The following is a 26149-nucleotide window of genomic DNA, read 5'->3' as shown; positions in this document are numbered from 1 at the left end:
CCTCCCCGGTGATCCTGCAAAGGTTTGCAGTGAAGTAATCACGGTCGATCCGACGGCGTCAACGACGACGACGTAATCGGCGGTTAATGTCCGTATTTGCGAGGCATTAGGTCACCAGGGGGAGTGCGGACGCAACAAAGCCGTAACCATTCACCGTTGACACTGGAGCAACCGTTTGCATTAATTGGCCACACCCACGTGACCGCCACCACATCGGACGAAGGGGCCGCCGTGCCTGTCACCATCCGGGACGTCGCCCGGGCGTCCGGTGTGCACATCTCCACCGTGTCCCGCACCTTCTCCGCTCCGCACCTGGTCAACCCGGAGACCCGGGTCCGGGTGCTGGCCTGCGCGGAGGATCTGGGCTACCGGCCGAACCGGGCCGCACGAGCCCTGATCACCGGGCGGACGCACAACATCGGGCTGATCATCGCGGACATCGCGAACCCGTTCTTCCCGCCGCTGATCAAGGCGGCGGAGAGCCAGGCCCGGCACCGCGACTACCACGTCTTCGTGGCCGACACCAACGAGGACCCGACCGCGGAAGAGGAGCTGGTCCACGCGCTGGCCAAGCAGGTGGACGGGGTGCTGCTGTGCAGTCCTCGGATGAGCAACAGCCTGATCGAGCAGCTCAGCCGTGAGGTGCCGCTGGTGGTGGTGAATCGCCAGGTGACCGGCCTGCCCTGCGTGCTGATGGACGTCGGGCAGGGCGCCCGGGCGGCGATCGAGCACCTGGTCGGCCTGGGGCACCGCAGCATCGCGTTGCTCGGTGGCCCGCGCAGCTCGTGGACCAACCGGGAGATGCGCCGAGCCGCCGGCGCGGCCGCCCGGGCGGGTGGCGCCGAGCTGACCCTGCTCGGCCCGAACGCGCCGACCGAGACCGGTGGGTCCGCGGTCGCCGAGCAGGTGCGGCGCAGCGGCGTGTCCGCGGTGCTCGCCTACAACGACCTGATGGCGATCGGCCTCATCGAGGGGCTGGACGCGCTCGGGGTCCGGGTGCCGCAGGAGGTGAGCGTCGTCGGGGTCGACGACATCGCCCTGAGCCGGCTCACCCGCCCCAAACTGACGACGGTGGCCACACCCACCGGGGCCGCCGGCCGGACGGCCGTCGACATGCTGCTGCAACAGGACACCGAGTCACCGCGCGGTGCGCGAGGGCTGGGTGCCGGCACAGCGCTCGGCGTCCGTCGTACCACCGCACAGGTAATGCTCCAGACCGACCTGGTCATCCGCGACTCGACCGGCCCGGGCCCGCACGCCCGACCGGCACGTCCCCTGGCCGCGCCGCGTGGCCCGGACCCGCATTGCCCTGCGGGCCCGGGCATCCCGACCGCGGCCACCGGTGACGCCGTCGCCTCCTAATGCCGAGGAGTGAGCGCACATGCACCCCGCAACGCCCCCCACCACTGACGCGTCCGTCGGGCGCAGTCACCGTACCGCGCTGCCTCGGCGGCGCCTGCTGCGTGGCCTGCTCGCCGTGACGGTCGCCGCACCGCTGATGTTCGGCGCCGCCGCCTGCGGCGGAGACGACGACCCCGCCGCCGATCCGAACGCTCCGGTCAAGCTCTCCATCTTCTGGTGGGGCGGCGACGCCCGGGCCAAGCTGACCGAGGACGCGCTGGCTCTCTACACCAAGAAGCACCCGAACGTGACCTTCGAGAAGACCTGGCAGGCCAACCAGGGCTACTTCGACAAGCTGGCCACGCTCACCGCCGGCGGCAACCCGCCGGACCTTTTCCAGATCGACGACAACTACCTGGCCGAGTACGCGGCCCGCAACACCACACTCGACCTGACGTCCTACCAGGAGTCCGGCAAGCTGGACACCTCCAAGTTCCCCAAGAGCCTCTGGCAGTACGGCGTGGTCGACGGCAAGCTAGCCGGGCTGGCCGCCGGGGAGAACACCCAGGGTCTGGTCTACAACAAGACGCTGTTGACCAAGAACAGCCTGCCCGAGCCGACCACCGGGATGTCGTGGGAACAGCACATCGCCTGGGCCGAGGAGGTTGCGAAGAAGACCGGCGTACCCGGCACCCAGGACCCGAGCGCGGACTACAAGGCGCTCTGGGTCTGGCTGCGCCAGCAGGGCAAGGATCTCTACAAGGGCTCCGAACTGGGCTTCACCGCCGAGGATGTGACCAAGTGGTTCGACCTCTGGAAGGGCGCCCGGGACCGCAAAGCCACCCCGACCGCCGACGTCATCCACGAGGGCAACTCCAGTGACGTCACCAAGCAGCTGGTGGTCACGGGCAAGTCGGCGACCTCCTGGGTCTGGGCCAACCAGATGCCGGACCTGAAGAAGAACACCAAGGACGAGTTGGGCGTGATCGCCTACCCCGGTGACCCGAGCGCGCAGTGGGCCCGGGCCTCGATGTACTGGTCGGTGTTCAAGGGCAGCAAGAACAAGGATGTCGCGGTCGACGTGATCAACTTCCTGAACAACGACCAGGAGGCGGTATCGCTGCTCGGCACCGACCGCGGCCTGCCGTCCAACCTGGACCTGCGTCGGGTGGTCAGTGACGACACCACCGACCCGGCCATGAAGCAGTCCATCGCGGTCGAGGCGGAGCTGACCCAGAAGTTCGGCGAGTCGCCGCAGGTGCCGATCAAGGGGCACAGCAAGGTCAAGTCCGAGCTGATCAAGGCCGCCGAGAACGCGCAGTACGGCCGGGCAACCCCCGCCGAGGCCGCCGCCCAGTTCGTGCAGGCGGCCAAGTCCGCCATCGCCTGACCGACCCGCAAGGCGAGGAGAGGAGCAGTTCGTGGCGTTGACCACGGCGCCCGACCCGACCCGACGCGGCCCCGGATCCGCCCGGGCCCATGCCGAGAGGCGTGGGCCCGGACGCCTCCGGCACAGCGAAGGTCTGGCGGGGTACGTCTTCCTGTCGCCGTGGCTCATCGGCCTGATGGGCGTCACGGCGATCCCCATGCTGCTGTCGCTCTACCTGAGCTTCACCAACTACGACATCCTCACCCCGTTCTCCGAGGTGGAGTGGGTGGGGTTGGCCAACTACGAGCGGATGTTCACCGCCGACCCGTCGTACTGGCACGCGGTGCGGGTCACCCTCACCTTCGCGCTGATCGCCGTGCCGCTGAAGCTGGCCGCGGCGCTCGGCGTGGCGTTGCTGCTCAACCGGGCCTGGCGCGGGGTCGGGCTGTTCCGCGGGCTGTTCTACCTGCCGTCACTGCTCGGCGGCAGTGTCGCGCTGGCCATCGTGTGGGTCAACATGTTCAACCGCGACGGCGCGTTCAACTCGCTGCTGGGCCTCTTCGGCATCACGGGCAAACCGTGGGTCAACGACCCGGACTGGGCCCTGGAGACGCTGATGGTGCTGGCCATCTGGCAGTTCGGCGCGCCGATGGTGATCTTCCTGGCCGGGCTCAAGCAGGTGCCCACCGAACTCTACGAGGCCGCCTCGGTCGACGGGGCCGGCCGGTTCCGCCAGTTCCGCAACGTCACCCTGCCGATGCTCTCCCCGGTGATCTTCTTCAACCTGGTGCTGGAGACCATCAACGGCTTCCAGGGCTTCACCGCCGCGTTCGTGCTCAGCAACGGCACGGGCGGCCCGGTCGACTCCACCCTGATGTACACGCTCAACCTCTACATCACCGGCTTCACCGACCTCGAGATGGGCTACGCCTCGGCGATGGCCTGGGTGTTCCTGCTCGCCATCGCGGTGATCACCGCGATCTTGTTCAGCACCGGGCGGTTCTGGGTGCACTACTCCGACGGGGAGGACCGGTGATGGTGACGGTGACCCCGACGGCCGTTGCGCCGACCGGAGCAGCACCGAGCGCGCGCCGACGGCCCGGCGGTCGGCCCGTGCTGCGGCTGCTCATCCTGGTGGCGATCGTCGCCGTGGTGCTCTACCCGCTGATCTGGATGATCGGCACCTCGGTGAAGTCCCAGGAGGAGATCGTCAACAACGTCGGGCTGCTGCCCGAGCGGTTCACCCCGGGCAACTACACCGCCGGGTGGTCCAACTTCGACGTCAGCTTCGGCCGGTTCTTCCTCAACAGCGCCATGGTCAGCCTGCTCACCGTCGTCGGCAACGGGATCTCCTGCCTGCTGGCCGCGTACGCCTTCGCCCGGCTGCGGTTCCGGCTGCGCGGCATGTGGTTCGCCGTCATGATCGGCACGCTGCTGCTGCCCCAGCACGTGCTGATCGTGCCGCAGTACATCCTGTTCCGGACGCTGGGCCTGGTCGGCGGCGAGTGGCCGTACCTGCCGCTGCTGATCCCGCAGTTCCTGGCCACCGAGGCGTTCTTCGTCTTCCTGATGGTGCAGTTCATGCGGGGCGTCCCGCGCGAGCTGGACGAGGCGGCGCGAATCGACGGCGCCGGCCCGTACGGCATCTTCCGGCACATCATCCTGCCGCTGAGCCGACCCGCGCTGGTCACCACGGCGATCTTCTCGTTCATCTGGACCTGGAACGACTTCTTCCGGCAGTTGGTCTTCCTCTCCCAACTGGAGGACTACACCGTGCCGGTCGCGCTGACCCTGTTCATCGACTCGACCAGCCAGAGCGCGGTCGGGCCGATGTTCGCCATGTCGGTGCTGTCGCTGCTGCCGGTCTTCCTGTTCTTCGTCGCGTTCCAGCGGATGCTCGTCGAGGGGATCAACACCAGTGGCATCAAGGGCTGAGCGGGCGGACACCGCCGGGCGACGGGACTGGCGCGACGTCGTCCGGGACGCCGCCGACCTGGCGCTGCTCGGCATCCTGCTGGTGCTGGCGGCGGCACCCCTGCTGACCGTCGCCGCGGCGGCGGGCACCGCCAGCGCGGCGGTGCACGATTGGACCCGTACCGGCACGTGGCCGATGGCGCGGACGACCCTGCGCCGGTTCGGCCGGTCGGTGCTGCCCGGCATGCCGGTCAGCCTGCTCGCGCTCGCCGCCGCCGGACTGCTCGCCGCCGATCTGGCGGCGCTGGCCACCGGCCGGGTGCCGGGCGGCCCGCCGGCGCTGCTGGTGACCGCGCTGGTCGCGGCCGGCCTGGCCGGGTACGCCGGGCTGGTCGTCGTCGAGGTGGGCGGCAACGGGGGCGGGCGGTGGCGGGCCGCGGCCCGGTCCGCCGCCCGCGCCTGCCTCGACGCGCCCATCCGCTGGGCCGCGCTCACCGGGGTGACCGCGCTGGCCGGGCTGCTCGCCGTCCTGATCACCCCGGTCGCGGTGCCGGTCCTCGCCGGCTACACCGTGGCCGCCCTGCACGCCGTCGCCGGCCGCCGGCCGGTTCCCGCCCATCCGGAGCTGCCGTGAGCGCCGGGCACGATCCCGCGCGGCTGCTGGTCGACGGAACGGAGGTGGCCCGGTACGTGGTCGACCCGGCGCTGGACGCGCGGCACGGTCCACGGCCGTATCTGCACCCGGTACGCACCCTGGGCGGCACGGTCGTCACCGACGCGCTGCCCGCCGACCACGTGTGGCACCTCGGCGCCTCCCTCGCCGTGCAGGACGTCAACGGCAGCAACCTCTGGGGAGGGCGCACCTACGTGCGCGACGTCGGCTACACCTGGCGCGACGACCACGGGCGGATCGCGCACACCGGCTGGTCGGAGCGGGCCGCCGACCGGCTGGAACACCGGCTGGAGTGGCGCGACCCGCACGGCCAGGTGCTGCTGACCGAGCGTCGGCGCCTCGCCGCGTCGATGCTCGCACCGGAGGTCTGGCGGCTCGACCTGGACACCGCTCTCACCGCCCCCGCCGATCGGGAGGTGTGCCTGGGCAGCCCGGCCACCAACGGTCGCCCCGGTGGGGCCGGCTACGGCGGGTTCTTCTGGCGGGCCGCCGCCGACGGCGAACCGGTCGTGTTCACCGCCGACGCCATCGCGGAGGAGGCGGTCAACGGCAGCGCGGCGCCGTGGGTCGCGTTGACCGGCACCGGGCCGGGCGGTGGGGCGTACACCCTGGTCTTCGCGGGTCTCGGCCCGGGCGACCGGTGGTTCGTGCGGACCGCGATGTATCCGGGGGTCTGCGTGGCGTTCGCGTTCGATCGCCCGGCCGTGGTGCCGGCCGGCGGGACCCGGCACGGCCGGTACCCGGTGTGGGTCATCGACGGGACACTCGACCGGGACGGGGCCGCCGCCCTGGTCGGCGCGGGGACGTGACGGCGGAGACGGTCAGCGGGAGCGGTCGGTCAGCGTGCGGACGGCCGCCTGGTACGCGCCCTGGGTGTGGTACGGCCAGTGCCGCTCGATCGGCGGTGGCACGGTGTCCGTCGGGTCGACGGTCAGGCTGCGGGGATCGCGGAGCCGGATGTCGACGTCGCCGGCCGCCGCGACGTCGCCGGCCGGCGGCGCCCCCGCGTCAGGGGGAAAGATCGGCCCGCCGATCGGGTCGGTGTCCCGCCACAGGTTGCGCCAGCGCCACCCGATCCGCTCGCCCAGATCACAGAGGGTCTGCGATCCCAGGTACGCGGGGTAGAGCCGTGCGTAGGTGCGCCGCAGCGGCGAGCCGTAGGTCAGTAGCGATACCCGGGCCAGCGCGGACGGCGGTAGTTGCAGGACGGTGGCGGCGGCCAGAGCCGAGCCGTGGCTGTGCCCGGAGAGGATCACCGGCCCGTGCGCGGTGAGCCCGGTGACGCGCTTCGCCAACTCCGGGACGGCGCGGGCGGCGTAGCAGGGCGGCGCGAACGGATGAACCGTGCGGGGCCAGAAGGTGCCGAGGTCCCACAGCACCGCCACGACCCGCCGGGTCTGCGACGACCGGTACGCGCGGAAGCCGAGGATCAGGAGGCCGATCACCAGCAGGCTGATCACCCAGACACCCGCGTCGGTCACATACGCCGTCAGCAGGGCCACCGCGCCTCCGTTCCCACCGACGTGGGCGGCGAGTTGGGTGGGGCCGATCCCGATCACGTCGAGGGCGACGGTCGCCAACCCGAGCGACGCGATCAGCAGGAAGGCGATCAGCATCGGTCCCAGTTCCTCGGTGACCCGGGACCGGGCGATGGTCTCCCGGACCATCCGTAGCCGGTGCGCGTCGTCCGACGGTACGTCCGGGTAGTCCCGCTCGACGACACGTGTCGCCATCCGCCGTCGTCGCCGTCGGCTGAACAGGAGGGTCGCCGAGGTGACGGCCGCGCCGATGAGCAGCGCGGCGAGCCCGGCGAGCGCCGCCCACCAGTAGGCGACCGGCGGCTCCAGCGGGCCGACGGTCGGCGGGTTGGGCCGGATCGGGTCGGGAATGTCGCCGTGGTCGAGGGCGTCGGCGACCCGGTAGACCAGGGTGGCGGTGAACGCCGCACCGACGCTCACCGCGGCCGCTGCCATGATCGGGGCGCCGAGCCCGCGCAGGAACGGGCGGTCGGTGCGGACCTCACGCTGGCGGACGTACGTGACGACGGTGAGCACGACGAGCAGGACGCCCTGCGCGGCGACCACCCCGGCGGCGGCGCTCTCGTACCCGGGCAGTGTGCCCGAGCCCGACGGTGCCGCACCGGCGAGCACGGCCGAGCCGAGGCACAGCACGCTCACCGCCACGGTGGCCGCCCACAGCGGGAGCAGGACCCGCCGGGCACCAGCCGAGGTGGGCGGCGTGGGCAGGCAGAGCAGGACCACGCAGAACGCGAGCAGCCCGCCCGCTGCCACGAACAGCGCGACGTGTCCCGGTGTGGCCCCGCCCGATGAGATGCCTCCGAGCAGGCTGAGGTTCAGCGTGCCGACGCCGAGCGCCACGTGGATCTGGCGCAGCCACCCGATCGTCTGCTCGTGCCAGAAACCCGCGTCGGCGAGGCCCTCGACCCGGCCGTCGGAGGGCGGCGGCGCCGCCGGTGGATTGAACCCTTCGAGCGCCCGCGCCGACCGGATGCTGATCGCCCAGACGACCCGCAGCGCGAGCAGGGGGACGACCGACAACAGCGCCAGCCGGGGGCCGGACGGCAGCGCGTACAGCCAGGCCAGGTAGGGACGGCTGGCTCGGCAGCCGGGGTACGGCACGCACTGCCAGCCGACCAGGTCCAGCGTGACGCCCGTGATCGCCAGCACGAACGTGGCGGTGAGGGTGCCGGCGAGCAGACGGCACAGCACGCTGAGCAGCGCCCACCGGTCACGCCCCGGGGGGCGCAGCCAGATCGCGAGGTTACCCAGCATGAAGGGCAGCAACAGCAGCATCGAGGCCGTCCGGACCGCCGCGCCTGCGGTCAGGGAACCCCAGCGGTACGCCTCGACGGCGACCCCGGCGGTGGCCCCGCCGGCGGTGCCGCTCCCCGCCCGGGGCCGGAAGAAACCCGCGTGCGTGTCACCGGCGACGCGGACCACGATCGGGTGGTCGAGGATCCGTTCCGCGGTCACCCCGGAGATGCCGTGTACGCGCAACTCCACCGCGTCGCATCCCGGCGTCCTGTCCACGCCGTCAGGGTCACAGACAATCCGCCGGGCCGTTGCCGATACCGCGAACGTCAGCGGGCGGGCAGGGCTGCGGTCACCCGGACGGCCTTGACGATCGCGGGGATCGAACCGATCAGCAGTACCAGCCCCCAGATGATGGCGACGATGGCGAAGACCACCGCCGCGACGTCGTCGACGATGCTGACCAGGATCACCGGCACCAGGTTGTGCAGGAACTCCAGCACGACCGTGCACAGCAGGGTGGTGAGCATCAGCAGGACGAGGCCCTTGTTCTGCAGGAAGCGCGGCTGGGCCAGCACCAGCAGCCCGGCCCAGACCAGCTTCAGCAGCAGCACCAAGCCCAACAGCACCGCCGCCTCGCCGACCGGGAAGAACCCCCACAGGGCCAGGTAGGCCAGCGTGCCGAACGGCGCGGCCAGGAACAGCGACACCATGATCATCAGTTCCACGAACGCGATGAGCAACGCGATCAGCCCGACGATGATCAGGATGATCGAGAAGATCAGGCTGGCGACACCCTGCACCCGGCCCTGAATCCGTTCGGGCAGCAGCAGACCCAGACAGAACAGCCCGGTGCTCCAGACCGCCACCGCGTCCATCAACGCCAGGTAGCCGGTGCCCCGACCGGACGGCTCACTGACCCCGGACACGTCGTCGAGCTCGACGTCCAGCGCGCCGGCGCTGTCCGACAGCGCCGCGCTGGCGTCGGCGCCCCCGAGCAGCAGCCCGGCGCCCAGCTCCACCCCGATCGCCAGGACGATGGCGAGCATCGCCAGCAGCAGGAACGGCTTGCGCAGGTCACCCACGTCGGCACCTTCCTCTCGGATCAGGACGCGGCCACGGTGACCGTGCAGCCACCCAGGCCCGGGCAGATCACGGCCACCTCGGTGGCCTCGTCGACGGCGACCTTCGCCACCGCGCCGGTGCCGTCCGACGCCGGCTCGACCTCGTCGCGGATGGTGAGGTCCGCGTCGCCGGGCGCCGACGCGACGACCGTGAACGGCTGCGCGCTGCGCAGCACCAGGGTGCGCAGTCCGCCCGGGTCGGCGACCCGCACCAGACAACTGCCGGAGAAGACCAGCCGGCCGGTCTGCTCGGCGCAGTCGGCGCTGACCGTGGCCGGGTCCACCGCGGAACGCTCGCCGCCCAGCGCACCCAGCCGGTCGACCAGCCCGTGCCGGGCCCCCGGATCACCCCGGTCGTCGCGGCCCGTGCCGACCGCGCCCACGAACAGCGCCACCAGCAGGACGGCGAGCAGCCCCAGCAGCGCCTTCTGCCGGCCGCTCATCGCGCGGCGGCCGGCGGCGCGACCTCGCTGAACCGGATCTCGTCGACGCCCGCGAAGTAGCGGTTGGTGCCCTGCGTCTTGCCCACCACGACCAACGTGACGCGGTGCGGGCCCTTGGTCAGCCGGACCGTGCCGACGTCCAGGAACTCCGTCTTCTGCACCGTCGGCGTGAAACCGAGGAACGCCCCGCCGATCTGGGTGCCGTCGATGGAGAAGACGGTGTTGGCGTAGTCGAACGAGGTGGTGCGTACCGCCGCGAAGCGCCAGGTGGCATCCGCCGGAATCTGCACCGTCACGGTCACCTGGTCGCCGATGGCCAACCCCTGGAAGAACAGCTGTTTGCCGCCCGACCAGGTCACGCCGCAGCAGTTCGGTTGCGCCACCACGGCTGCCCCGCTCGTCCGCGGCGACTCCACCACCGCCGCGTCCACCAGGCTCTCCGCCTCGACGGTGACCACCCGCGGCTCGCCGGGGGCCGGCTCGCCGCCACGGGTCAGCAGCACCACCCCCACGGTCACCACCACCAGCACCAGCGCCGCCGCGGCCGCGATCCACGGCCAGGGCGTCCGCTTCGGCGGGGCGACGGCCCGCACCTCGTAGGTGACCCGGCCGCTCGAGCGGGAACTCTCCTCCGGCGCGGTGTTCGCCGAGTACGCGAACCCGGTCATGTCGTAGCGCCGGGGCGGGGTGCCCGGCGGCACGGCGAGCTTGACCAGGAACGAGACGGAGCCCTGCCCGGGTACCACCCGCTGCGGCTCGGTCACCGTGAACCAGGACCGCTGGGATCCGTCGCCGGGCGCCACGTCGAACACCACCGTGTCCGGCGCGTTGCCCGGGTTGGAGACGGTGAAGGTCAGCTCGCCGCTGTTGCGCGGGTCGAGGGTGAACTGTTCGGCGGCGGCGACGACCGCCCATTCGGTGGTCATGACGACTCCTCTGCGACGACGACTGCGACGACGATCTCGGCGGTGGTCGAGGCGGGCTTCTCCGCCTCGACGATGCGGGTGATGACGGCGAGCTGGTCCGCGGCGGCCGCCGGCACCCGCACCACGACGTGGAACGGCTGCTCCGCTGGCTCGTCGATCGCGAAACCGCGCAGCCCGGTGGCCAGTTCAAGGGCCCTGCACATCCCGTACGGGGTGCCGCGCCACCGGGCCAGCAGCGCGCCGTTGGCCACCAGGTCCCGCAACCGGCCCACCGGCAGCGGCAGCGGGGCGTCCGGGCGGGGCGAGGCCACCACGTGATCCATCGCCACCCAGCGGGTCAGCTGCACGACCAGCCCGTCCGGTGCCCGGTACGGGTCGAACAGGGCGTCCACCTCGGCGAGGATCGCCTCGTCCGGGGCGTGCAGCCCCTCCATCACCTCCAGCAGCGCCCACAGGACACTGCCCGGCACGCACGCCCGCTGGTACGCGGCGGGCAGCAGCCGCTCAATCGCCGAGCGTCGCATCCTGCCGCACCACCTCGATGTCGTGCTCGCCGGAGCAGAGCAGCCAGGTGTCGGGGACGGTCACCACGTCGGCGGTGGCCTGGTTGGCGCTGGCGGTCCAGTCCACCGCGCTGGCGCTGCGGTACACGCCGCGCTCGCCGCCGGCCAGGATCAGCCGCTCCGCCGGCTGGTTGTCGGCGCCGGCCGCTCCGCTGCCGGCGGCATGGCCGCTCACCGCGATGGCGTCCACCGGTACGAACCGGGTCCGGTCGCGCAGCGGCAACCCGCAGTTGACCGACACCGACTGCCACTGCGGCTGCGCGGCCAGCGTGTCCAGCCGCAGCACGCCGCCGCTCTGCGTGGCCGCCACCGCCAGCGAGCCGGCGAACGCGAGATCCCGACAGGTGCCGCCGATCCAGCCGGCCTGCACCGACTGCCACTGCACGTCCGACTCGAACAGCCGGGTGCGGTGACAGCCCTGGCCCGGCTTCTTCGGGTCCGGTTCGCCGGCGCCGCTCCACAGCAGCGTGGCCGGGCCGTCGTACTGCACCGCCAGCACCCGGTTGTCCACATTGGAGAGACCGACGTGGGCGAAGCTGCCCGGCCGGCCACCGGCCGTCGACAGGTACACCCCGAAACCGGCCTGCGCGGCCACCGCCACGCCCGGTGCGCCCCGCTCGGAGACGAACGCGCGCACCGCGTAGAACCCCCGGTCGGCGTCGGACGGGTCGACGAGGATCTGCAACGGCACCGCGCCGGGCAGCAGGGACACCTCGTACAGGCCGGTGTCGGTCGCCACCAGCAGCGCACCCGCGCCGTCGCGATCCAGCCAGGCCACGTCGGAGATCCGCGAATCCAGGTCGGTCAGCAGTGACCACGTCTCGCCGAGGTCGGTGCTCAGGTGCACCCGGGAGCCGCCGGAGGCACGCAGTGTCACCACGGCCACCGAGCCGGGACGCGGCACGATGCCCGGCCGCGTCGGCGCCGGGGCGGGCGCCACCCGCAGCACCGTCTCGCCGTCGAAGCGGCCGGTCGGCTCCCAACCCGCACCCGCGTTGCTGGAGCGGAACACCACCGGGCCCCGCCCGGCGTACCAGGTGCGGGGCTGGTACTGGTCGACGGCGAGGGCTCGCACCTCGGCGTCGGGCGCCTCGTCGACCACGAACCGCACCGACTCGACGTAACGCACGCCCGGCTCGGCGTGCTCCAGCAGCCGGTACACGTTGGACGCCCGCAGCGGCTCGCCGAACGGCCAGCCGGTCGGGTTGAGCGCGGTGGGCAGCGGGCTCAGCGTCTGGTGCAGCCGGTCGTGGATCCGCCGGCGGACCGCGTCAACGTCCTCCTCCCGCCGGACCACCACCCGGGCCCGCACCGACACCGCCTTGAATCGTGCCCAGGTCGCCCGGGACCGGATACCGACCATCCGCCGCTGTTCCAGGTCCGCCTCCACCCGGCGCCGCGCCTCGGGCACCTCGTGCTCGCGCAGCACCGCCACCGGCAGCCGGCCACCCGGCCGGGCCTCCGCCGGCACGTACGGCACCAGCACCACCTCGACCTCGCCCGGCCGGGCGAAGCTGTACACGGCGGCGCGGGTGAACGCCCGGGCCCGGGCCACCGCGCCGGAGCTGGTGGCCAGCACCTCGAAGTCGCGGGCGGTGACCGCGCGCTGCTGGGCGAAGAACTCGTACGGGCCGCGCAGCAGCACCGACTCCAGCGCCTCCATCTCCCGGCCGCCGGCCGCCGGCGCGGGATTGTCGACGCGTATCCCGGGCAGCGGGTCGCGCAGGCTGGTCAGCGTGCCGGCGGCCACGTTGCCGGTAGGCCCGCCGCCGGCCCGGTACCAGAGCCGGATCTGCCGTCCGGCCGGCGGGACCGCGGCCACGGTCACCGGCGACCGCGCCGGGCCACCCGGTGCGGCCGGGGGGTCGGCGGGAGCGGTCGGGTCGGTCGGCGCGGGATCGCCGGGGGTCGCCGGGTGGGCCGGTCCGGCCGCGGGCCGCAGGTCGAGCGCCGGGGCGAAGGTGACCGTCCCCGAGCAGCGGTCCACCAGGTACACCTTGGCCTGCGGGCCGACCCCGGCGAAGCTGTCCACCGGCCGCCAGATCTCGAACGTGCGGCCGTCATGCTCGCGCGCCGCCGCGCCCAGCTCCACGGTGCCGGCCGGCACCTCCACCCCGAGCAGCAGGTCCAGTGGCTCGGCGGTGTGCGCGAGCGGGGCCCGGGCCGCCCGCAGCACCTGGCCCGACTGACCGGTGCCGGTGCCGAGCAGCTCCGCCTCGACCGGCTCGCAGTGGTGCATCCGCACAGTCACCGAGGTCTCTCCGGCGGGCAGCAGCGCCGGCTCGGTGGTGACGAACACGACCGGCCGGGGGTCGGCGCCGCGAGCCGCCGCGACCCGCAGGCCGGCCGGGATCCGCACCGCGCCCCGGTCGGTGCCGCTGCGGGTGAACCGGACGTCCGCCCAGGCCGCGGTGGGCGCGTGCCGGGCCACCCCGAGCAGGTTCAGGAAGGAGACGTACGCCTTCTCCGGCAACTGGTTAAGCCGGTAGATCATCACCTCGGTGAGGTGCGCGAACGCCTCCACCAGCGCCATGCCCGGGTCGTGCGCCGACAGGTCGGTCCAGGCCGGACAGGACTGGCGGATCCGCTCGCGGGCCTCGGTGACCAGATCGAGGAACGCGCGGTCGTCCAGGTGCGGCACGGGCAGCGTCATGACGGTCCTCCCGGTGCCGGTTCGTCGATCGGGAGCAGGTCCACGGAGAAGACCAGCTGCCCGGGGGTCAGGCTGGCCCGCACCCGGTAGTCCAGCCGGATCACCAGCCGCCACGCGTCGTCCGGATCCGGCCCGGCGTCCACGTCGATCACCTCGACCCGGGGCTCCCAGCGGGCGATCGCCTGCCGCACGTAGTGGATGGCCAGCCCGGCGGTCGTGTCGTCGTTGGGCGCGAAGATCAGCCGATGCAACCGGGAGCCGTACCCGGGCCGCATCAGCCGCTCGCCCGGCGTGGTCGACAACAGCAGGAACAGCGCCTGGCGTACGGTCTCGTCGCCCTCGGTCATGGCCAGGCCACCGGCCGCGGTGAGCGCCAGGCCGCCGCTGCGCCCCGCGTCGAAGCCGGCGCCGACGAAGCGGAAGGCCCTCACCGGTCCGCCCCCAGGAACCGCTGGCGCGGGTCGCGCACCGTGTGATGGACCGCGTTGGGCGGCGTCCCGTTGGTGAACCCCTCCAGGTGGGACAGCACCACCCGCTGCCCGTCGACCCGCAGCCAGTCGCTGTAGCCGACGCGCAGGCTCTCCGTCGTGGTGCACGGCTTGATGGTCGGGCCGTAGTTCGGGCAGGCGATGATCTTCCGTCCCTCTGGGTCGTCGTCCACCAGCACCGGCACGCCGGTGACGGTCACCCACCGCTGCGAGGGCCGGTTCTCGACCCGGCCGTCGTGGTCGCAGGTGATCACCGAGTCGCGGTGGATCCAGCGCATCAGCCGCCTCCTTCGTGGTGTGCGCGGGCGAGCGCGCGGGCCCGCTCCGCCGCGGTGGTCGGGTCCTCGGTCGACTCGGCGTGCAGGAAGTCCACGCTGCGGGCCCGGACCACCATGGCCCGGCCGGGAGCGGAGATCACCAGGTCGGTCGCCGCGTGCAGGGTGGCCAGGTCGGGGGTCAGCTCCAGCCAGCTGCCGCCCTCGGTGGCCAGCCGCAGGCTGCGCTGGACGTCGTCGACGACGATCGACTGCCCTCCGGCGGTACGCAGCGTCCAGCGCCGGGCCCGGCCGTCGTCGATGCCCGCGTCGTACGGCTCGACGGCCCCGAACAGCGAGCCGAGCACGATGCCGGAGGCCGGCTCGCCGCCGGGCAGCACCACCAGCACGGTGTCGTCGGGGTCGGGGAGCGCGACGAGGCCCTTGCCCCGTCCGGCTCCGGGACAGAGCACGCCGAGCCACCCGGCGTCCAGGTCCCCGTACGCCGGCAGGGTCAGCCGGACCCGGCCCAGCCCGTCCGGGTCGGCGACGTCGGTGACCGTCCCGAGCGTGACCACCGCCCCGGCGGTCGACGCGGTGGGCGGCGCGGCCGGTGGCACGGTGGAGAACCGGGTCAGGTGCCCGTTGCCGTCCACGGTGTGCACCACCTCGGTCAGCACGTACGCCCCGGCGACCGGGTCGGGCACGCCGGTCAGGTCGATCCGCCGGCCGGGCCGCAGCGCCGGATCGCCCTCGGCCACCCCCTCGGCGGTGACCAGCGCGGCGGCGCGGGTGTCCAGCCGCGCCTGGGCCAACGCGGCCAGCTCGTCGTCGCTGCGGCCGGGCTGGTCGACCGCCGTGCGTACCCCGTCCGCGCCCACGTCCGCCGGGTCCGGCCGGTCACCGGCCGGTCGGCCGCAGCGCGCATCGTCGGCCTGCTGGCTGATCGGTTCGGCCCGCTGGGGATGCCAGCCCAGCGCCGCGTTGGCGCCGCTGGCCTGGTCCAGGTTGGTGGCCAGCCGCAGGGTGTGCACGCCCGCGCCGAGGGCCAACGCGACCGGTTGCCCGTATCCGGCGAGGGTGATCAGCCGGACCCCGTCACCGTCGGCGGCCAGGTGCAGCCCGGCCCGGCCGGTCACCTCGCGCAGCAGCTCCAGATCGCTGTGCCGGTGCTGGAGCAGCCGCTCCAGCCGCGGCCCGTCGGTCTCCGCCGTCACCGTCAGCCCGACCTCGCCGCACAGCTCCCGGGCCAGCTCGGCGGCGGTCACCGAGGTGAACACCCGCAGATCCTGTCGCTTGCGCAGCCGGTGCAGCGCGTCGTACGCCCGCAGGCGCAGCACCGCCGCGCCGTCGGCGGCGTACTCGACCTCCACGCAGGTGACCTCCCCGGTGAACAGCGCGTCGGGGTGATCGGCGAGCCGCACGTCGAGTGCCGTGCCGGGGCGCACCGCGGGGTCGAACGCGCCGCTCCCAGCGGTGGTGGCCAGCACCAGCTCGGCCTGGGTGGGCTGGTCGAGCCGGGCGGCCACCCGCAGCGAGCAGACCCGCTGGCGGGCCGCGCCGGCCAGCTCGGCGCCGTCGAGCAGGACGGTCAGCGCCCGGGGCGCGACGCTGGTCACGGCGCACCGCCCGGCCCGGTGCCGCCCGGTCCGGTGCTGCCCGGGCTGCTGCCGCCCGGGCTGGCGCTGCCCGGGCTGCTGCCGGTCGGTGCTGGGCCGGGCGGCGTCGTTCCGGTCGCCGCCGCCCAGGCCGCTGGCGCGGTGGCGACCGAGGCGCCCACGAACGACGCGCCGGCACCCACCGCTCGGGCCATCCCGGCCACCGCCCCGACCAGCGTCGACCCGCCGGTCGGGGAGCCGCCGGTCGGGGAGCCGGCCGGCGGGACGGCCAGGGTGGTGCCGGCCGGCACGGCCAGCGGATCGGTGATCCGGTTGTGCTCGGCCAGCAACCGCCAGCGCAGCGGTGAGCCGAGCGCGTCGTTGGCCAGCAGATCGAAGCGCACCCCGGAGCGTCCGGGCTCGGCGGCGCCGTCACCGGCGGCGACCACCGCGCTGCCCGGGGCGGCGGTCGGGGTGCTCGCCGCGGCCAGCTCCTCGGCGAAGCCGGCCTCCGCCTGATCGGCCGTCTCGGCGGCCCGGACCAGCTTCAGCCGTAGCCAGGAGCGTCGCGGCGACCCGGTGCCGGTGAACGCGTCGAACCGTTCGGCCACCGCGATGATCACGCCGGGCACGTTCCAGGTCTTGCCCCAGACAAGCCGGACCAGCGGCGGCCGCAGCCACCCGTGCTCGGCGGTGGAGTTCTCCGCCAGCATCCACAACGGCCGGGTGAGCGCCCGTACGTCACCCGGACGGATCTGCGTCTCCACGAAGTCGACGTCGAAGAGCAGGTCGAGCACCAGCTCGGTCCGGCCGCCGCCGGTGAACACCAGCGGGTCGTCGGCCAGCCCGGCCCCGGTGAGCTGGCCGCCGGCGGCCGCCCGATGGCGTACCCCGGCGAGCCGGGTCACCTGCACGGTCTCCGGGTTGAGCAGGCAGTCCACCCGTTCGCCGGAGGAGTCGATGAGGAAGGCGACGCGCTCCATCAGTCGCCCGCCTGTTCTCGCTCCAGCCGGCCCAGGTCGGTGGCGTCCAGCGCCGTCCCGGGCACCGTCCACAGCAGCCGGTCGTCCGGCAGCGCTGGCCACAGATCACCGGTCACCGTCGACCACCCTCCGCCGACCGGGCCGCGCCCCGACCCGGCGGTCCGCGCTCCACCGATGGCCGCGTCCGGCCCGCCGGTGAACGCCGCCCCGCCGGACGGGTGCCCGGGCCACGCCGGATCGTCCGGCAGGGCCGGCCAGGGCCCGCTGCCGGCCGCGCGGGCCACGTCGAGCGGGCCACCACCCGTCGCGAGCCGCGCACCCACCTGGCCGGTCCGCCCGGCTCGCTCGTCGGCCTCGCCCACGTGCCGATCGCGAGGTACGTCGCCGGCCGCCCAAGTCACGCCCGGCCGCCCCCCTCGACCACGGCCTGTCCCCAGGGCACCCTGGCCGACGTCGAACCCGTCCCCGCCAATGTCGAACCCGTTCCGGCCGGCCTCGAATCCGTCGCCGCGCCTCCCGAGGCGGCTCGTTCCCGCCGAGTGTCCGTTCCCGACCGCCATGGACCGGTCGCTGCCCCGTTCATCCGGCCCACGCTGGAATCCGGCAGCGGATCTTGGAGGGAAAGTGCCCCTGGAGGGGCCGAAATCGTCCAAGATCCGGCCCGACCCGGGGGGCCACGGCGTGGTGGGGTGTTCAGGTCGGACATGTGCGGGGGTGGTGTCCGCGGGTGAGTGGAGTGGGCCAGGGACCGCAGGACGGATCATCGGCCGGGCTGGCGCAACGACTTCCCCCGCCTGTCCAGATCCCGGCGGTCCGTCCCTACCCGAGCCGGCAACGCCGCCGGAAGCAGCCCGTCGCGCCGATCCACCGAGCCCCCAGCTGGCACCCGATCCGGCCGCCGATCCCGCCGGGGTGGTCGACCCTGCTGCCGCACCCGGCCCGTCCGACGAAGCGAACCCACGGCGGAAGCGCAGTCGGGCTGGCGTCGGCCCGCCGGACGTCGGGCCACCCGGCGCCCCGAACTCCATCCCCGCGCCGAACACCCCGGCGGTGCCGGGAGCGCCAGCATCGGCCAGTCCACCAGCTGCCCCTGACCCGCCGTCCCGGACCCTGGACGCACCGGTCGCCCGCCGACCCTCCGGCCCCCCGAACCGGCCGGCGGCACCGGGTTCGCTGAATCCACCGCCGGCTCCGGGCCCGCCGGATCCATCACCCGCACCGGACACTCCGAACACGCCCGCACCAGGACCTCGGAATGAGCTGGCGTCCGGGCCGTCGACGCTGGCCGGACCACTGACCTCAGCAGCGTCATACCTCCCGAACCCACCCGACGGGTCGCCTGTGGACCGGTGACGGTCCGAGCCCGGGACGGGCCCGGTCACCCCACCGCCGGCGCCACGGACCGCATCCTCCCGGCCGTTGTGTTCGTCCGTACCGTCACCGGGCGGGCCGGTCGAGGTGTGCCCGGCCGGCGGCCCGTCGAGGTCCAGGTCCTGCAGCAGACCGGGGGCGTGTGCGGCCACCAGGTCCAACCAGTGCTGGGGTGGCTCCCCGAAGCGGCGTGGCGCATCCGCACGGACGTCCGACGGCCGGTGCCCGGTCGCGCCGGCCGATTCGACGCGCCCGGCCAGGCGTTGCACCGCCCCGGCCGCCGAGCGCAGCCGGCCGGCCAGCCAGCTACGCGGGCGTCGGCGCGGTGGCACCGCCGGTCTCCAACTCCAGGCCCTCGTAGCGCAGGGTCAGCGATGCGATGGCGATTTCGTGGCTGAGCGTGTTGAGGTGCGCCCCGCGCCACCGGGTGGGCCAGGCGTCGATCAGGTTCCACCGCAGCACCTCGGCGGTCCCGACGGAGTCCAGCAGCACCACCGAGACGTTGCGGCGGTTGAGCGTGCCCTGGGCCGTGGCGTGCACCCAGTCCCACAGCTCCCGGGACGCGGTGAGCCCGAAGTGCAGCGTCACCGGCTCGTACTCCGCCTGACCCGGCACCATCCGCATCCGGCCCAGCCCGTGCTCCCGGTACGGCTGGCCGGGGATGTTCACCTCCAGACCGCTCATCTCGGTGAAGTGGCCGTTGGTGACGCCGTTGATGAGCAACCGGAAGTTGTACGCCCGGTACGGGTCGACCGGGGCACCCGGTTGCGGGGTGGCTGTGGTGGGCATGTCGTCAGCCTCCGATCATCTCGGTCTCGGTGCCGCCGGCCCACTGGCTCAGCTTGAACACCACGAATTCGGCGGGCTTGACGACGGCGATGCCGATGTGGGCGATCACCATGCCCGCGTCGCGGACGTCCGGCGGGTTGGTCTCCTCGTCGCACTTGACGAAGAACGCCTCCTCGGGGCTGCGTCCGAGCAGCGCGCCGTCGCGCCACACCCGGGTCAGGAACGCCCCGATGTCGCGCCGGATCGAGCGCCAGAGGGTGAAGTCGTTGGGCTCGAAGACCATCCACCGGGTGCCGTTGGCGATGGCCTGCTCGATGGCGATGCTGAGCCGGCGCACGTTGAGGTAGCGCCATTCGCTGGCCTCGGCGGCGAGCGTACGGGCGCCCCAGACCCGGATGCCCTCACCGGCGAAGTAGCGGATCACGTTGACGCCCTTGGGGTTGAGCACGTCGTGCTCCGGTCGGGTGACCAGGTAGCCCAGGTCGACGGCGCCGCGTACCGGTTCGTTGGCCGGCGCCTTGTGCACGCCGCGCAGCGCGTCGGTGCGGGCCCAGATGCCGGCCAGGTGACCGCTCGGCGGGGTCAGCTCCAGCTCTCCGCTGATCGGGTCGCGTACGCGCAGCCACGGGTAGTAGAAGGCGCCGAACTCCGACTGCCGGGGCCGGTACGCCGCACCCTCGTGCCCGCCCGAGCCACCAGGACCACCCGAGCCGCTGCCCGCGCCGTCGGCAGGCTTGGGGGGCTTGCCGGAGGACGGCGTGGCGACGCGGGTCAACGCGGAGATGTCGTCGATGTCCGGCGCCGGGTCGCAGATCGCCACCATGGTGCGGGTCCGCTCGGCCATGCTCAGCAGCGCCTCGTGCGCCACGACGTCGTTGAAGCCGGGGGCGGCGATGATCGAGATCTCGTCGATCGCCTCCAGCAGTTGCAGGCCGCCGCGCCGCTGCCCGGTGCCGGTGATCGCGCCGCCCTCGCCGACGTTGACCACCCAGCAGCGGGCGCCGCCGTTGTCCAGGAAGCCGAAGACCGCCCGGGCCAGCGCGGTGCTCTCCGCCTGCTCCCCGCCGGCGAAGAGCCGCAGGAACTCGGTCCAGTTGTTGACCGGCACCGCCTTGCCCAGTTGGGCGGAGCGGTCCGGGGCGATGCCGACGAAGGCGGCGATGCTGGTGCTCGCCGGTCCGATCGGTCGGGCGCCACTGGGGACCTCCTCGACGTAGATGCCGGGGGAGAAGTAGCTGGGCATCGGTCCTCCTGTGCGGGTGGGCGTCAGCGGGTCGGTGGCGCGCAGACGATGACGATGTCGGGTTCGGCGGGGTCGACCTCGGCGGTGAGCACGAGCCCGCGCCCGGTCAGCCGGAGCCGGACCGGGCCCGGGTGCTCGGGGTCGTGCGGTACGCCGACGATCAGGAACCGGCCGTCGGGATCGGTGCGGGTGACGGACGACGTGCCGGGCAGCTCGACCCGCATCTCCGCGAGGGGTTGCTCCTCGGGGCCGACGACCCGGCCGGTGAGCGTGCGGGACTCCAGTTGTCTCAGCCGCAGTGGGTGCAGCACCGGCGGCGCGGCCGGGGTCGGGTGATCCACCTGCGTCGGCACGTCGATCAGCAGCCCGGGGCGTGGCGCGGTGCCGAACGCGGTCCACAGCGGCGCCGCACCGGCCTCCAGCACCACCGGGTAGCGACCGTCGCGGGTCGCGGCGGTGAGCACCCGGTCGAGCCGGTCCAGCCCGGCCGGACCGGTCACGCAGAGCAGGTAGCGGACCGTGAACCGGTACGGCTCGCGGACCGCGCCGCTGGAGCGGGTCTGCCGCGCCGGGCGCAGCTCCATCGGCCAGAGGGTGAGCCCGGCGGCGTCGCCGTCGGTACGGGGCGGGCCGATCGGGACGGCTTCCCCGGCCGCGTTGGTCAGCCAGGCGGCCAACTCGGCGGTCGCCGTCTCGATCGGTCCGCGCCCGTCGGTGCTCATCGCGGCGGCGTCCCCTGGATCCGGTACGCGATGGCCTCGTTCCACACGTGCGGGTAGACGCCGATCTCGAAGTACCGGGTGAACCGGTTGATCGGCGCGTTGGTGTGGTCGTGGTAGAGCAGCCACACCGGTGCGATGGTGAACAGCACGTAGTTCGCCAGGACCAGCGGGATGTAGAGCGGGCCGAGCAGGCGACCCTGGAAGATGTGCACGTCCTCGTGCCGCTGGATGCCGGAGCTGGAGCCGGCGCAGACGGTGCCGATGGTGGTGGCGTAGCGGGGCGAGACCCCCTCCACCACGCTGACCCGGCCGCTGCCCTGCGAGGTGGGCCGGTCCAGCGAGTGCCCGAAGAGCAGGTGCACGGCCAGGTAGATGGCCCCGACGACCGTGTTCAGCAGGCTCCAGGTGTGGTCGACGACGAAGAGGAAGACGCCGCGGGCGTCCGCCGCGTACACCCCGGCGGAGGCCACCGCCCAGCCGAAGGCCGCGCCGACCAGCAGGCCCACGACGGCGCCGATCAGCAGGCCGATCGGGCCGCCGACGAGGAGGCCGAACAGGGCGCCGAAGCCGACCTGGACGGCCGCGCTGATGATTCCGAAGATCATGATGTCACTCCTCAGACCCAGGAGCGGAGGATGCGGGGCTCACGACCTTGCGCGAGCTGGGTCGGCGACGCCTGGGTCGCCTGCCGGTTGCCGGGCGGAATCTGGTTGACGCCGAGCGCGGCGGAGAAGATGACCAGCGCGTTGAAGAACGCGATGATCCACTTCTCGCCGCCGGCGTCGTCGGCGAACGCCGCGGTCACGTAGGACAGCAGGAGCGCGATGCCGATGGCGATCCACTTGCGGAGCTTGTCGCCGCTGGGGCCGATCAGCCCGCCGATGACGTTGGTGGCCAGCAGGGTGGCGGCGCTCGCGCCGGCGAGGCTGCCCAGTGCGGCCCAGGTGAAGAGATCGTTCATGGCGATCCCCCTTTTCTGCGATGGTGCGACCGGGATGTGGTGGTGGTGAGGTCCGGTGCTCCCGTGGTGGGAGCACCGGGGCCGGTCGCCGTCGTGGCGGGGCGGCCGGTGCCGGGCGTGGCCGGCGGGGCCGGCCACCGGATGGATCAGCCGGGCCCGGGCGCGCCGGCGGGCGGGCCCGGCGAGGTCGGGCCGGGTGCGGCCGGCGCCGCCGGGCGGCGGCGACGCAGCAGGAACACGCCCACCGCGGCGAGCAGCAGCAGGAGGAGCAACCCGCCGACGATCAGCAGCCAGGGGAACCCGCCTCCGTCGGCGGCGGCGACCGGCGAGGCCGACGGTCGGGGCGGCGCCTCGGCGACGGCCCGCAGCTCGGTCGGCTTGTCCTGGTTGGAGTCCACCTTCCAGCTGACCGACCGGCCGTTGACGGTGCCGTTGGAATCGATCACCCGGCCGGGAAATGTCACCGAGATCTCGAACGACATCAACTTGAGGAAAGCCTGTTGCTGTTGCGGATTCTGCTCGGCCATTTTTCCGCCGTACTTCTTCGGGTCGAGCGGCAACGTGAATCGGTAGAAATCGCCGTCCCGGACCAGTTTGACGCTCTCGCTGTCGAAGGTCGCCAGCGGCGCCTTGCGGTAACTGATCTGGGTGCCGAAGAGATTGCTGTCCTCGTAGCCGGACTCCTCGCCGGGCGGCAGCGCGGGGATGTTCTGGCGCAACTCGGCGATGGCCGCCGGCATGGTCTTGTTCCAGGCGACCAGCCGGGACCTGTGAGCAGTCAGCAGCAGCTGCCCGTCGACTGTGTCGTCGGTGTTGACGGTGAGCCCCATGTTGAGTTGAGCGGCCCAGAATCGGGTGAACACGGGTCGTTCTAGTCCCGGAAATACTGGTAGAACGATATCGGGCGTTGGCGGTGCGTGCCGGACGAGGTCACTGCGCCCTCGACCGTCCTGAATGCAGCCGCTCAGAACGGCGAGAAGGAGGAGACACACCGCGACGCGGAGTGCCTTACCGCGGTTGACTCTCCTGTTCATGCGCTCAGTGTGTGTGATCGCGTTCACCATGAGCAGTCAGCGATCAGTCACAACGCAGTCGCCGATATTACCGGCGTGCTGTCATGTTCGGCCGAGGCCGGCGGCGGCAGAAATGATTACCCTGGAGTTTTGGGCCCATCGCGGTTTTCACGCCGGAGATCCCTCTGTGGGGGAGGCCGGCCGGGGCCGGGGTGCGACAGGCTGGGTGCCCCGTCGACCGGACCCGGGAGCACCACGATGACGCCAGCCCAGCTCCACACCCCGAAGATCGAGCTGCATGTCCACCTGGAGCCCATCGTGGACGCCGAGGAGCGGCTCGGGCTGGCCGGCTGGGCGGACGTGCTCGCCCACCGACGACCCGGCCATCTTCGACATCACCCTGGCCGACGAGTACGCCTTCGCCGGGCGGCTCGGCGTGGACGCCGCGACCGCGTACGCCTCGGCCTGCGCGGAATGCTCGGCGATGCCGCCACCCGCGCGGCTGGTGGCGGTGGGGGAGCGGGCCTACGGGACTCGTCCCGGCGCTACAACCGGTCGCGAAGGCCGTCGATGATCGGACACCTTCCACCGCGCGAGCGCCTACCCGACAGGGCCACCGGCCCGGGTCTACGCTGACTGGATGACGGTGGTCGCGTGCGTGCTGCTGGTGGATCCCGACGGGCAACTGTTGCTGCAACTGCGCGACGGCAACGCCCGCTACCACCCCAACGTGTGGGGGTTGCCCGGCGGGCATGGCGAGGCGGGGGAGACGCCGGAGCAGACCGCCGAGCGGGAGCTGTGGGAGGAGACCGGCCTGCGCGCAGACGGGCCGCTGCGCCCGTTCGCGGTGCAGCCGCTGCCGGAGCTGGAGCGGGTCAAGCACTACTTCATCGGCGGCACCCGGGCCCGGCAGGAGGACGTGGTGCTCGGCGAGGGGGCAGCGATGGTCTTCGTGCCCCGCGACGAGGTGCTCGACGGCCGTCCCTACACACCGGGCACCGTCGAGGTGCTGACCCGGTTCCTCGCCTCACCCAAGTACGCGGGCGCGGCCACCGCCGGCTGAAACGACCGCCGGGACCGGTTCAGCCCCCTGGAGGCCGCCAGTCGGCGTACCGGGCCATGCCCCGAAGTGCCGCCCGGGCCGGGGTGAGCCGCAACGCGGCGTCCCGCACCGCCACGGCGAGGGGGTTGCGGAGCTGCTGGCCGTACCGGCCGGCGCGGAAGGCGGCCCGGGCGATGGCCTGGCTACGGGGACGACGCTGCCGGTCGTACGCCGCCAGGGCGGCCGGCAGCCCCTCGGCGCCGCCGGCGCAGACCGCACCGAGCACGACCGCGTCCTCGATCGCCTGGCCGGCGCCCTGCCCGAGGTTGGGCGTCATCGGGTGGGCGGCGTCGCCGAGCAGCGCCACCCGCCCCCGCACGTAGGAGGGCAGCGGTGTGGCCAGGTGGTGGATGTCGTTGCGCAGCACGGCCCCGGGTGGGGTGGCCGCCAGCAGCGCTGGGATGGGCGCGTGCCAGTCGCCGAAGCGTTCCCGGACGACCGCCAACTCGTCCGGGGCGTGGCCGCCGGGCGGGGCGGTGAGCGCGGCGTACCAGTAGACCTGGCCGGCGCCGAGCGGCACCATCCCGAACTCGGCCGCCGGGCCCCAACTGATCGCCGCCGGGACGGGGTCGGGGAACGCGATGGCGGCCCGCCAGGCCGTCGAGCCCGCGTACACCGGGGCGGGGTGTTGCGGCCAGAGCTGAGCGCGCAGCCGGCTGCGCAGGCCGTCGGCGCCGACCACCAGGTCGGCGGCGAGCGTCTGCAGGCCGGCGGGCCCTTGGTAGCGCACCTCGGCGCGGTCCGGGCCGGGCTCGACGTGCTCCACCTCCGCCCGGGTCAACAGCGACGAGGCCGGCAGCGCCTCGCGCAGGATGCGGTGCAGGGTGGCCCGGTGTACGCCGAGCGCCGTGGTGCCCAGCTGGCGGGTCATCTCCGCCGCGTCCACCCGGGACAGCCACCGGCCGTGCCGGTCGCGGATGCCGCCGGGCGCCTCGGCGTGCTCGCCACGGCGCAGGGCCGGGCCGAGGCCGAGTGCGTCCAGCGCGCGCAGCGCGTTCGCCATCAGGGTCAGCCCGGCGCCGACCTCGCGCAGCTCGGCGGCGCGCTCGAGGACGGTGACCCGCCATCCGTGCCGGTGCAGGGCGAGCGCCGCGCTGAGCCCGCCGATCCCGGCGCCGACCACCACCGCGTGCGGGTCGTCCATGTCGACCACCTTTCTACAGTTGTAGAAGAGTGATACTACCTGCGGACCACCGGAAGGGGGAGGTGCGTGACGGCCCGGACGAACCGGATCGCGCTGCTGGCCGACGCGGCCATCGAGCTGATCGCCGACGGCGGCATGCGAGCGCTGACGCACCGGGCGGTGGACGGTCGCGCCGACATGCCGCCCGGCACCACGTCCGCGTACCTGCGGACCCGGCAGGCGCTGATCGAGGCGGTGGTGGGACGGCTCGCCGAACGGGACCGGGCCGACCTGGAGGTGTACGACCTGCCGACCGGCCCGCCACCCCCGACGCCGGGCCCCCGGCTCGACGGTGACGACCTCGACCGGCTCGCCGCCGGCGTCGCCGAGGTGCTCGACCGCTGGCTGAGCACCGGACGCAGCCGGACCCTGGCCCGCTACGCCTGCCTGCTGGAGGCGGTGCACCGCCCCGAGCTGCGCGGCATCCTGCACCACGGCACCGGCCTGCGGGTCCAGGCCCGCGACCTGCTGACCCGGGCCGGCGCCCCCGACCCCCAGCGGCAGGGCGACCAGTTCGTCGCGTTCGTGGACGGGCTGCTCTTCGACCGGCTGGTCGGCGCCGGCGCGCTCACCGCCCCGGCGCCCGGCAGCCCGGCCAGCCGGGCCGACCTGACCGCCGCCGTTCGCACCCTGCTGCACGCCCTGACCGGCAGCTGACCCCGCTG

The 26149-nt window shown here is 73.3% G+C and carries 27 protein-coding genes; 9 read left to right on the top strand and 18 right to left on the bottom strand.

The genetic code is table 11. The annotated features are described in order from the left end of the window. The first annotated feature begins 231 nt into the window (after nucleotides 1–231). The 6 genes from ABZU69_RS00710 to ABZU69_RS00685 are packed head-to-tail and all read left to right on the top strand — an operon-like array spanning nucleotide 232 to nucleotide 6106. Nucleotides 232–1362 carry a LacI family DNA-binding transcriptional regulator gene (locus ABZU69_RS00710; protein WP_354962306.1) on the top strand — a complete coding sequence of 377 codons (1131 nt, stop codon included), beginning with the start codon at nucleotides 232–234 and terminating at the stop codon, nucleotides 1360–1362. 19 nt (nucleotides 1363–1381) lie between these two features. Beyond that, entirely contained in the window at nucleotides 1382–2731 is a 1350-nt protein-coding gene (locus ABZU69_RS00705) for an extracellular solute-binding protein (RefSeq protein ID WP_354962305.1), read from the top strand. 31 nt (nucleotides 2732–2762) lie between these two features. Continuing rightward, nucleotides 2763–3746, top strand: a complete 984-nt coding sequence (locus tag ABZU69_RS00700) for a sugar ABC transporter permease (RefSeq protein ID WP_354962304.1) — start codon at nucleotides 2763–2765, stop codon at nucleotides 3744–3746. Continuing rightward, nucleotides 3746–4645: a carbohydrate ABC transporter permease gene (locus ABZU69_RS00695; protein ID WP_354962303.1), complete on the top strand. Its 900-nt coding sequence runs from the start codon at nucleotides 3746–3748 to the stop codon at nucleotides 4643–4645. Before ABZU69_RS00700 ends, ABZU69_RS00695 begins: the two co-directional genes overlap by 1 nt. After that, complete coding sequence (locus tag ABZU69_RS00690; protein WP_354962302.1) at nucleotides 4629–5258, top strand: hypothetical protein; 630 nt, start codon at nucleotides 4629–4631, stop codon at nucleotides 5256–5258. Before ABZU69_RS00695 ends, ABZU69_RS00690 begins: the two co-directional genes overlap by 17 nt. Next, a complete protein-coding gene (locus ABZU69_RS00685; protein WP_354962301.1) occupies nucleotides 5255–6106 on the top strand; it encodes a PmoA family protein in 852 nt (283 codons plus the stop codon). Before ABZU69_RS00690 ends, ABZU69_RS00685 begins: the two co-directional genes overlap by 4 nt. Before the next feature lie 12 nt (nucleotides 6107–6118). Here the strand turns inward: ABZU69_RS00685 and ABZU69_RS00680 are convergent, their stop codons facing one another. The 17 genes from ABZU69_RS00680 to ABZU69_RS00600 form a co-directional block, all read right to left on the bottom strand. Further along, the gene (locus ABZU69_RS00680) at nucleotides 6119–8347 is read right to left on the bottom strand and encodes a hypothetical protein (RefSeq protein WP_354962300.1); all 2229 of its coding nucleotides are present in this window, start codon (nucleotides 8345–8347) and stop codon (nucleotides 6119–6121) included. Nucleotides 8348–8397: 50 nt separating this feature from the next. Beyond that, a complete protein-coding gene (locus ABZU69_RS00675) occupies nucleotides 8398–9153 on the bottom strand; it encodes a hypothetical protein (RefSeq protein ID WP_354962299.1) in 756 nt (251 codons plus the stop codon). A gap of 20 nt (nucleotides 9154–9173) precedes the next feature. After that, complete coding sequence (locus tag ABZU69_RS00670) at nucleotides 9174–9635, bottom strand: hypothetical protein (protein WP_354962298.1); 462 nt, start codon at nucleotides 9633–9635, stop codon at nucleotides 9174–9176. Next, on the bottom strand, nucleotides 9632–10561 hold the full coding sequence (locus ABZU69_RS00665) for a hypothetical protein (protein ID WP_354962297.1): 930 nt from the start codon (nucleotides 10559–10561) through the stop codon (nucleotides 9632–9634). The genes ABZU69_RS00670 and ABZU69_RS00665 overlap by 4 nt, the downstream gene beginning before the upstream one ends. Further along, the gene (locus ABZU69_RS00660; protein ID WP_354962296.1) at nucleotides 10558–11085 is read right to left on the bottom strand and encodes a phage tail protein; all 528 of its coding nucleotides are present in this window, start codon (nucleotides 11083–11085) and stop codon (nucleotides 10558–10560) included. The genes ABZU69_RS00665 and ABZU69_RS00660 overlap by 4 nt, the downstream gene beginning before the upstream one ends. Next, complete coding sequence (locus tag ABZU69_RS00655) at nucleotides 11066–13777, bottom strand: putative baseplate assembly protein (protein WP_354962295.1); 2712 nt, start codon at nucleotides 13775–13777, stop codon at nucleotides 11066–11068. The genes ABZU69_RS00660 and ABZU69_RS00655 overlap by 20 nt, the downstream gene beginning before the upstream one ends. Continuing rightward, nucleotides 13774–14208 carry a GPW/gp25 family protein gene (locus ABZU69_RS00650; RefSeq protein WP_354962294.1) on the bottom strand — a complete coding sequence of 145 codons (435 nt, stop codon included), beginning with the start codon at nucleotides 14206–14208 and terminating at the stop codon, nucleotides 13774–13776. The genes ABZU69_RS00655 and ABZU69_RS00650 overlap by 4 nt, the downstream gene beginning before the upstream one ends. Next, the gene (locus tag ABZU69_RS00645) at nucleotides 14205–14543 is read right to left on the bottom strand and encodes a hypothetical protein (protein ID WP_354962293.1); all 339 of its coding nucleotides are present in this window, start codon (nucleotides 14541–14543) and stop codon (nucleotides 14205–14207) included. Before ABZU69_RS00645 ends, ABZU69_RS00650 begins: the two co-directional genes overlap by 4 nt. Next, a complete protein-coding gene (locus ABZU69_RS00640; protein ID WP_354962292.1) occupies nucleotides 14543–16138 on the bottom strand; it encodes a contractile injection system protein, VgrG/Pvc8 family in 1596 nt (531 codons plus the stop codon). The genes ABZU69_RS00645 and ABZU69_RS00640 overlap by 1 nt, the downstream gene beginning before the upstream one ends. Further along, nucleotides 16135–17100 carry a hypothetical protein gene (locus ABZU69_RS00635; protein WP_354962291.1) on the bottom strand — a complete coding sequence of 322 codons (966 nt, stop codon included), beginning with the start codon at nucleotides 17098–17100 and terminating at the stop codon, nucleotides 16135–16137. The genes ABZU69_RS00640 and ABZU69_RS00635 overlap by 4 nt, the downstream gene beginning before the upstream one ends. Next, nucleotides 17100–17462 carry a hypothetical protein gene (locus ABZU69_RS00630; RefSeq protein WP_354962290.1) on the bottom strand — a complete coding sequence of 121 codons (363 nt, stop codon included), beginning with the start codon at nucleotides 17460–17462 and terminating at the stop codon, nucleotides 17100–17102. The genes ABZU69_RS00635 and ABZU69_RS00630 overlap by 1 nt, the downstream gene beginning before the upstream one ends. Nucleotides 17463–18777: 1315 nt before the next feature. Next, the gene (locus ABZU69_RS00625) at nucleotides 18778–19260 is read right to left on the bottom strand and encodes a phage tail protein (protein ID WP_089020755.1); all 483 of its coding nucleotides are present in this window, start codon (nucleotides 19258–19260) and stop codon (nucleotides 18778–18780) included. 4 nt (nucleotides 19261–19264) lie between these two features. Then, complete coding sequence (locus ABZU69_RS00620; protein ID WP_354962289.1) at nucleotides 19265–20503, bottom strand: phage tail sheath subtilisin-like domain-containing protein; 1239 nt, start codon at nucleotides 20501–20503, stop codon at nucleotides 19265–19267. Nucleotides 20504–20526: 23 nt separating this feature from the next. Next, complete coding sequence (locus ABZU69_RS00615) at nucleotides 20527–21225, bottom strand: carboxypeptidase-like regulatory domain-containing protein (RefSeq protein WP_354962288.1); 699 nt, start codon at nucleotides 21223–21225, stop codon at nucleotides 20527–20529. Then, complete coding sequence (locus ABZU69_RS00610; RefSeq protein ID WP_354962287.1) at nucleotides 21222–21830, bottom strand: glycine zipper family protein; 609 nt, start codon at nucleotides 21828–21830, stop codon at nucleotides 21222–21224. Before ABZU69_RS00610 ends, ABZU69_RS00615 begins: the two co-directional genes overlap by 4 nt. Nucleotides 21831–21841: 11 nt before the next feature. Beyond that, entirely contained in the window at nucleotides 21842–22186 is a 345-nt protein-coding gene (locus tag ABZU69_RS00605) for a hypothetical protein (protein WP_354962286.1), read from the bottom strand. Nucleotides 22187–22332: 146 nt separating this feature from the next. After that, nucleotides 22333–23016 carry a DUF3153 domain-containing protein gene (locus tag ABZU69_RS00600; protein ID WP_354962582.1) on the bottom strand — a complete coding sequence of 228 codons (684 nt, stop codon included), beginning with the start codon at nucleotides 23014–23016 and terminating at the stop codon, nucleotides 22333–22335. 481 nt (nucleotides 23017–23497) lie between these two features. On the opposite strand from ABZU69_RS00600, the gene ABZU69_RS00595 reads away from it, so the two are divergent. Continuing rightward, entirely contained in the window at nucleotides 23498–23773 is a 276-nt protein-coding gene (locus tag ABZU69_RS00595; RefSeq protein ID WP_354962285.1) for a hypothetical protein, read from the top strand. Nucleotides 23774–23839: 66 nt separating this feature from the next. Beyond that, the gene (locus ABZU69_RS00590) at nucleotides 23840–24262 is read left to right on the top strand and encodes an NUDIX domain-containing protein (protein ID WP_354962284.1); all 423 of its coding nucleotides are present in this window, start codon (nucleotides 23840–23842) and stop codon (nucleotides 24260–24262) included. A 19-nt stretch (nucleotides 24263–24281) separates the two neighbouring features. Here the strand turns inward: ABZU69_RS00590 and ABZU69_RS00585 are convergent, their stop codons facing one another. Next, entirely contained in the window at nucleotides 24282–25445 is a 1164-nt protein-coding gene (locus ABZU69_RS00585; RefSeq protein WP_354962283.1) for an FAD-dependent monooxygenase, read from the bottom strand. 66 nt (nucleotides 25446–25511) lie between these two features. Here ABZU69_RS00585 and ABZU69_RS00580 point away from each other — a divergent pair, with 66 nt between their 5' ends. Further along, a complete protein-coding gene (locus ABZU69_RS00580; protein ID WP_354962282.1) occupies nucleotides 25512–26141 on the top strand; it encodes a TetR/AcrR family transcriptional regulator in 630 nt (209 codons plus the stop codon). Nucleotides 26142–26149: the final 8 nt, after the last annotated feature.

It is taken from the genome of Micromonospora sp. NPDC005206 (assembly GCF_040608175.1).
GTDB lineage: Bacteria > Actinomycetota > Actinomycetes > Mycobacteriales > Micromonosporaceae > Micromonospora.
The sequence above is the reverse complement of the archived record's forward strand: the minus strand, read 5'-3'. Positions and strand labels throughout refer to the sequence as shown.

What these genes read in the sequence shown, in the direction of transcription:
- ABZU69_RS00665 (WP_354962297.1), bottom strand. Translation starts at nt 10,561, where the DNA reads ATGACCACCGAATGGGCGGTCGTCGCCGCCGCCGAACAGTTCACCCTC.
- ABZU69_RS00620 (WP_354962289.1), bottom strand. Translation starts at nt 20,503, where the DNA reads ATGCCCAGCTACTTCTCCCCCGGCATCTACGTCGAGGAGGTCCCCAGT.
- ABZU69_RS00635 (WP_354962291.1), bottom strand. Translation starts at nt 17,100, where the DNA reads ATGGAGCGCGTCGCCTTCCTCATCGACTCCTCCGGCGAACGGGTGGAC.
- ABZU69_RS00695 (WP_354962303.1), top strand. Translation starts at nt 3,746, where the DNA reads ATGGTGACGGTGACCCCGACGGCCGTTGCGCCGACCGGAGCAGCACCG.
- ABZU69_RS00615 (WP_354962288.1), bottom strand. Translation starts at nt 21,225, where the DNA reads ATGAGCACCGACGGGCGCGGACCGATCGAGACGGCGACCGCCGAGTTG.
- ABZU69_RS00670 (WP_354962298.1), bottom strand. Translation starts at nt 9,635, where the DNA reads ATGAGCGGCCGGCAGAAGGCGCTGCTGGGGCTGCTCGCCGTCCTGCTG.
- ABZU69_RS00585 (WP_354962283.1), bottom strand. Translation starts at nt 25,445, where the DNA reads ATGGACGACCCGCACGCGGTGGTGGTCGGCGCCGGGATCGGCGGGCTC.
- ABZU69_RS00655 (WP_354962295.1), bottom strand. Translation starts at nt 13,777, where the DNA reads ATGACGCTGCCCGTGCCGCACCTGGACGACCGCGCGTTCCTCGATCTG.
- ABZU69_RS00595 (WP_354962285.1), top strand. Translation starts at nt 23,498, where the DNA reads ATGTCCACCTGGAGCCCATCGTGGACGCCGAGGAGCGGCTCGGGCTGG.
- ABZU69_RS00660 (WP_354962296.1), bottom strand. Translation starts at nt 11,085, where the DNA reads ATGCGACGCTCGGCGATTGAGCGGCTGCTGCCCGCCGCGTACCAGCGG.
- ABZU69_RS00600 (WP_354962582.1), bottom strand. Translation starts at nt 23,016, where the DNA reads ATGGGGCTCACCGTCAACACCGACGACACAGTCGACGGGCAGCTGCTG.
- ABZU69_RS00610 (WP_354962287.1), bottom strand. Translation starts at nt 21,830, where the DNA reads ATGATCTTCGGAATCATCAGCGCGGCCGTCCAGGTCGGCTTCGGCGCC.
- ABZU69_RS00625 (WP_089020755.1), bottom strand. Translation starts at nt 19,260, where the DNA reads ATGCCCACCACAGCCACCCCGCAACCGGGTGCCCCGGTCGACCCGTAC.
- ABZU69_RS00705 (WP_354962305.1), top strand. Translation starts at nt 1,382, where the DNA reads ATGCACCCCGCAACGCCCCCCACCACTGACGCGTCCGTCGGGCGCAGT.
- ABZU69_RS00605 (WP_354962286.1), bottom strand. Translation starts at nt 22,186, where the DNA reads ATGAACGATCTCTTCACCTGGGCCGCACTGGGCAGCCTCGCCGGCGCG.
- ABZU69_RS00645 (WP_354962293.1), bottom strand. Translation starts at nt 14,543, where the DNA reads ATGCGCTGGATCCACCGCGACTCGGTGATCACCTGCGACCACGACGGC.
- ABZU69_RS00590 (WP_354962284.1), top strand. Translation starts at nt 23,840, where the DNA reads ATGACGGTGGTCGCGTGCGTGCTGCTGGTGGATCCCGACGGGCAACTG.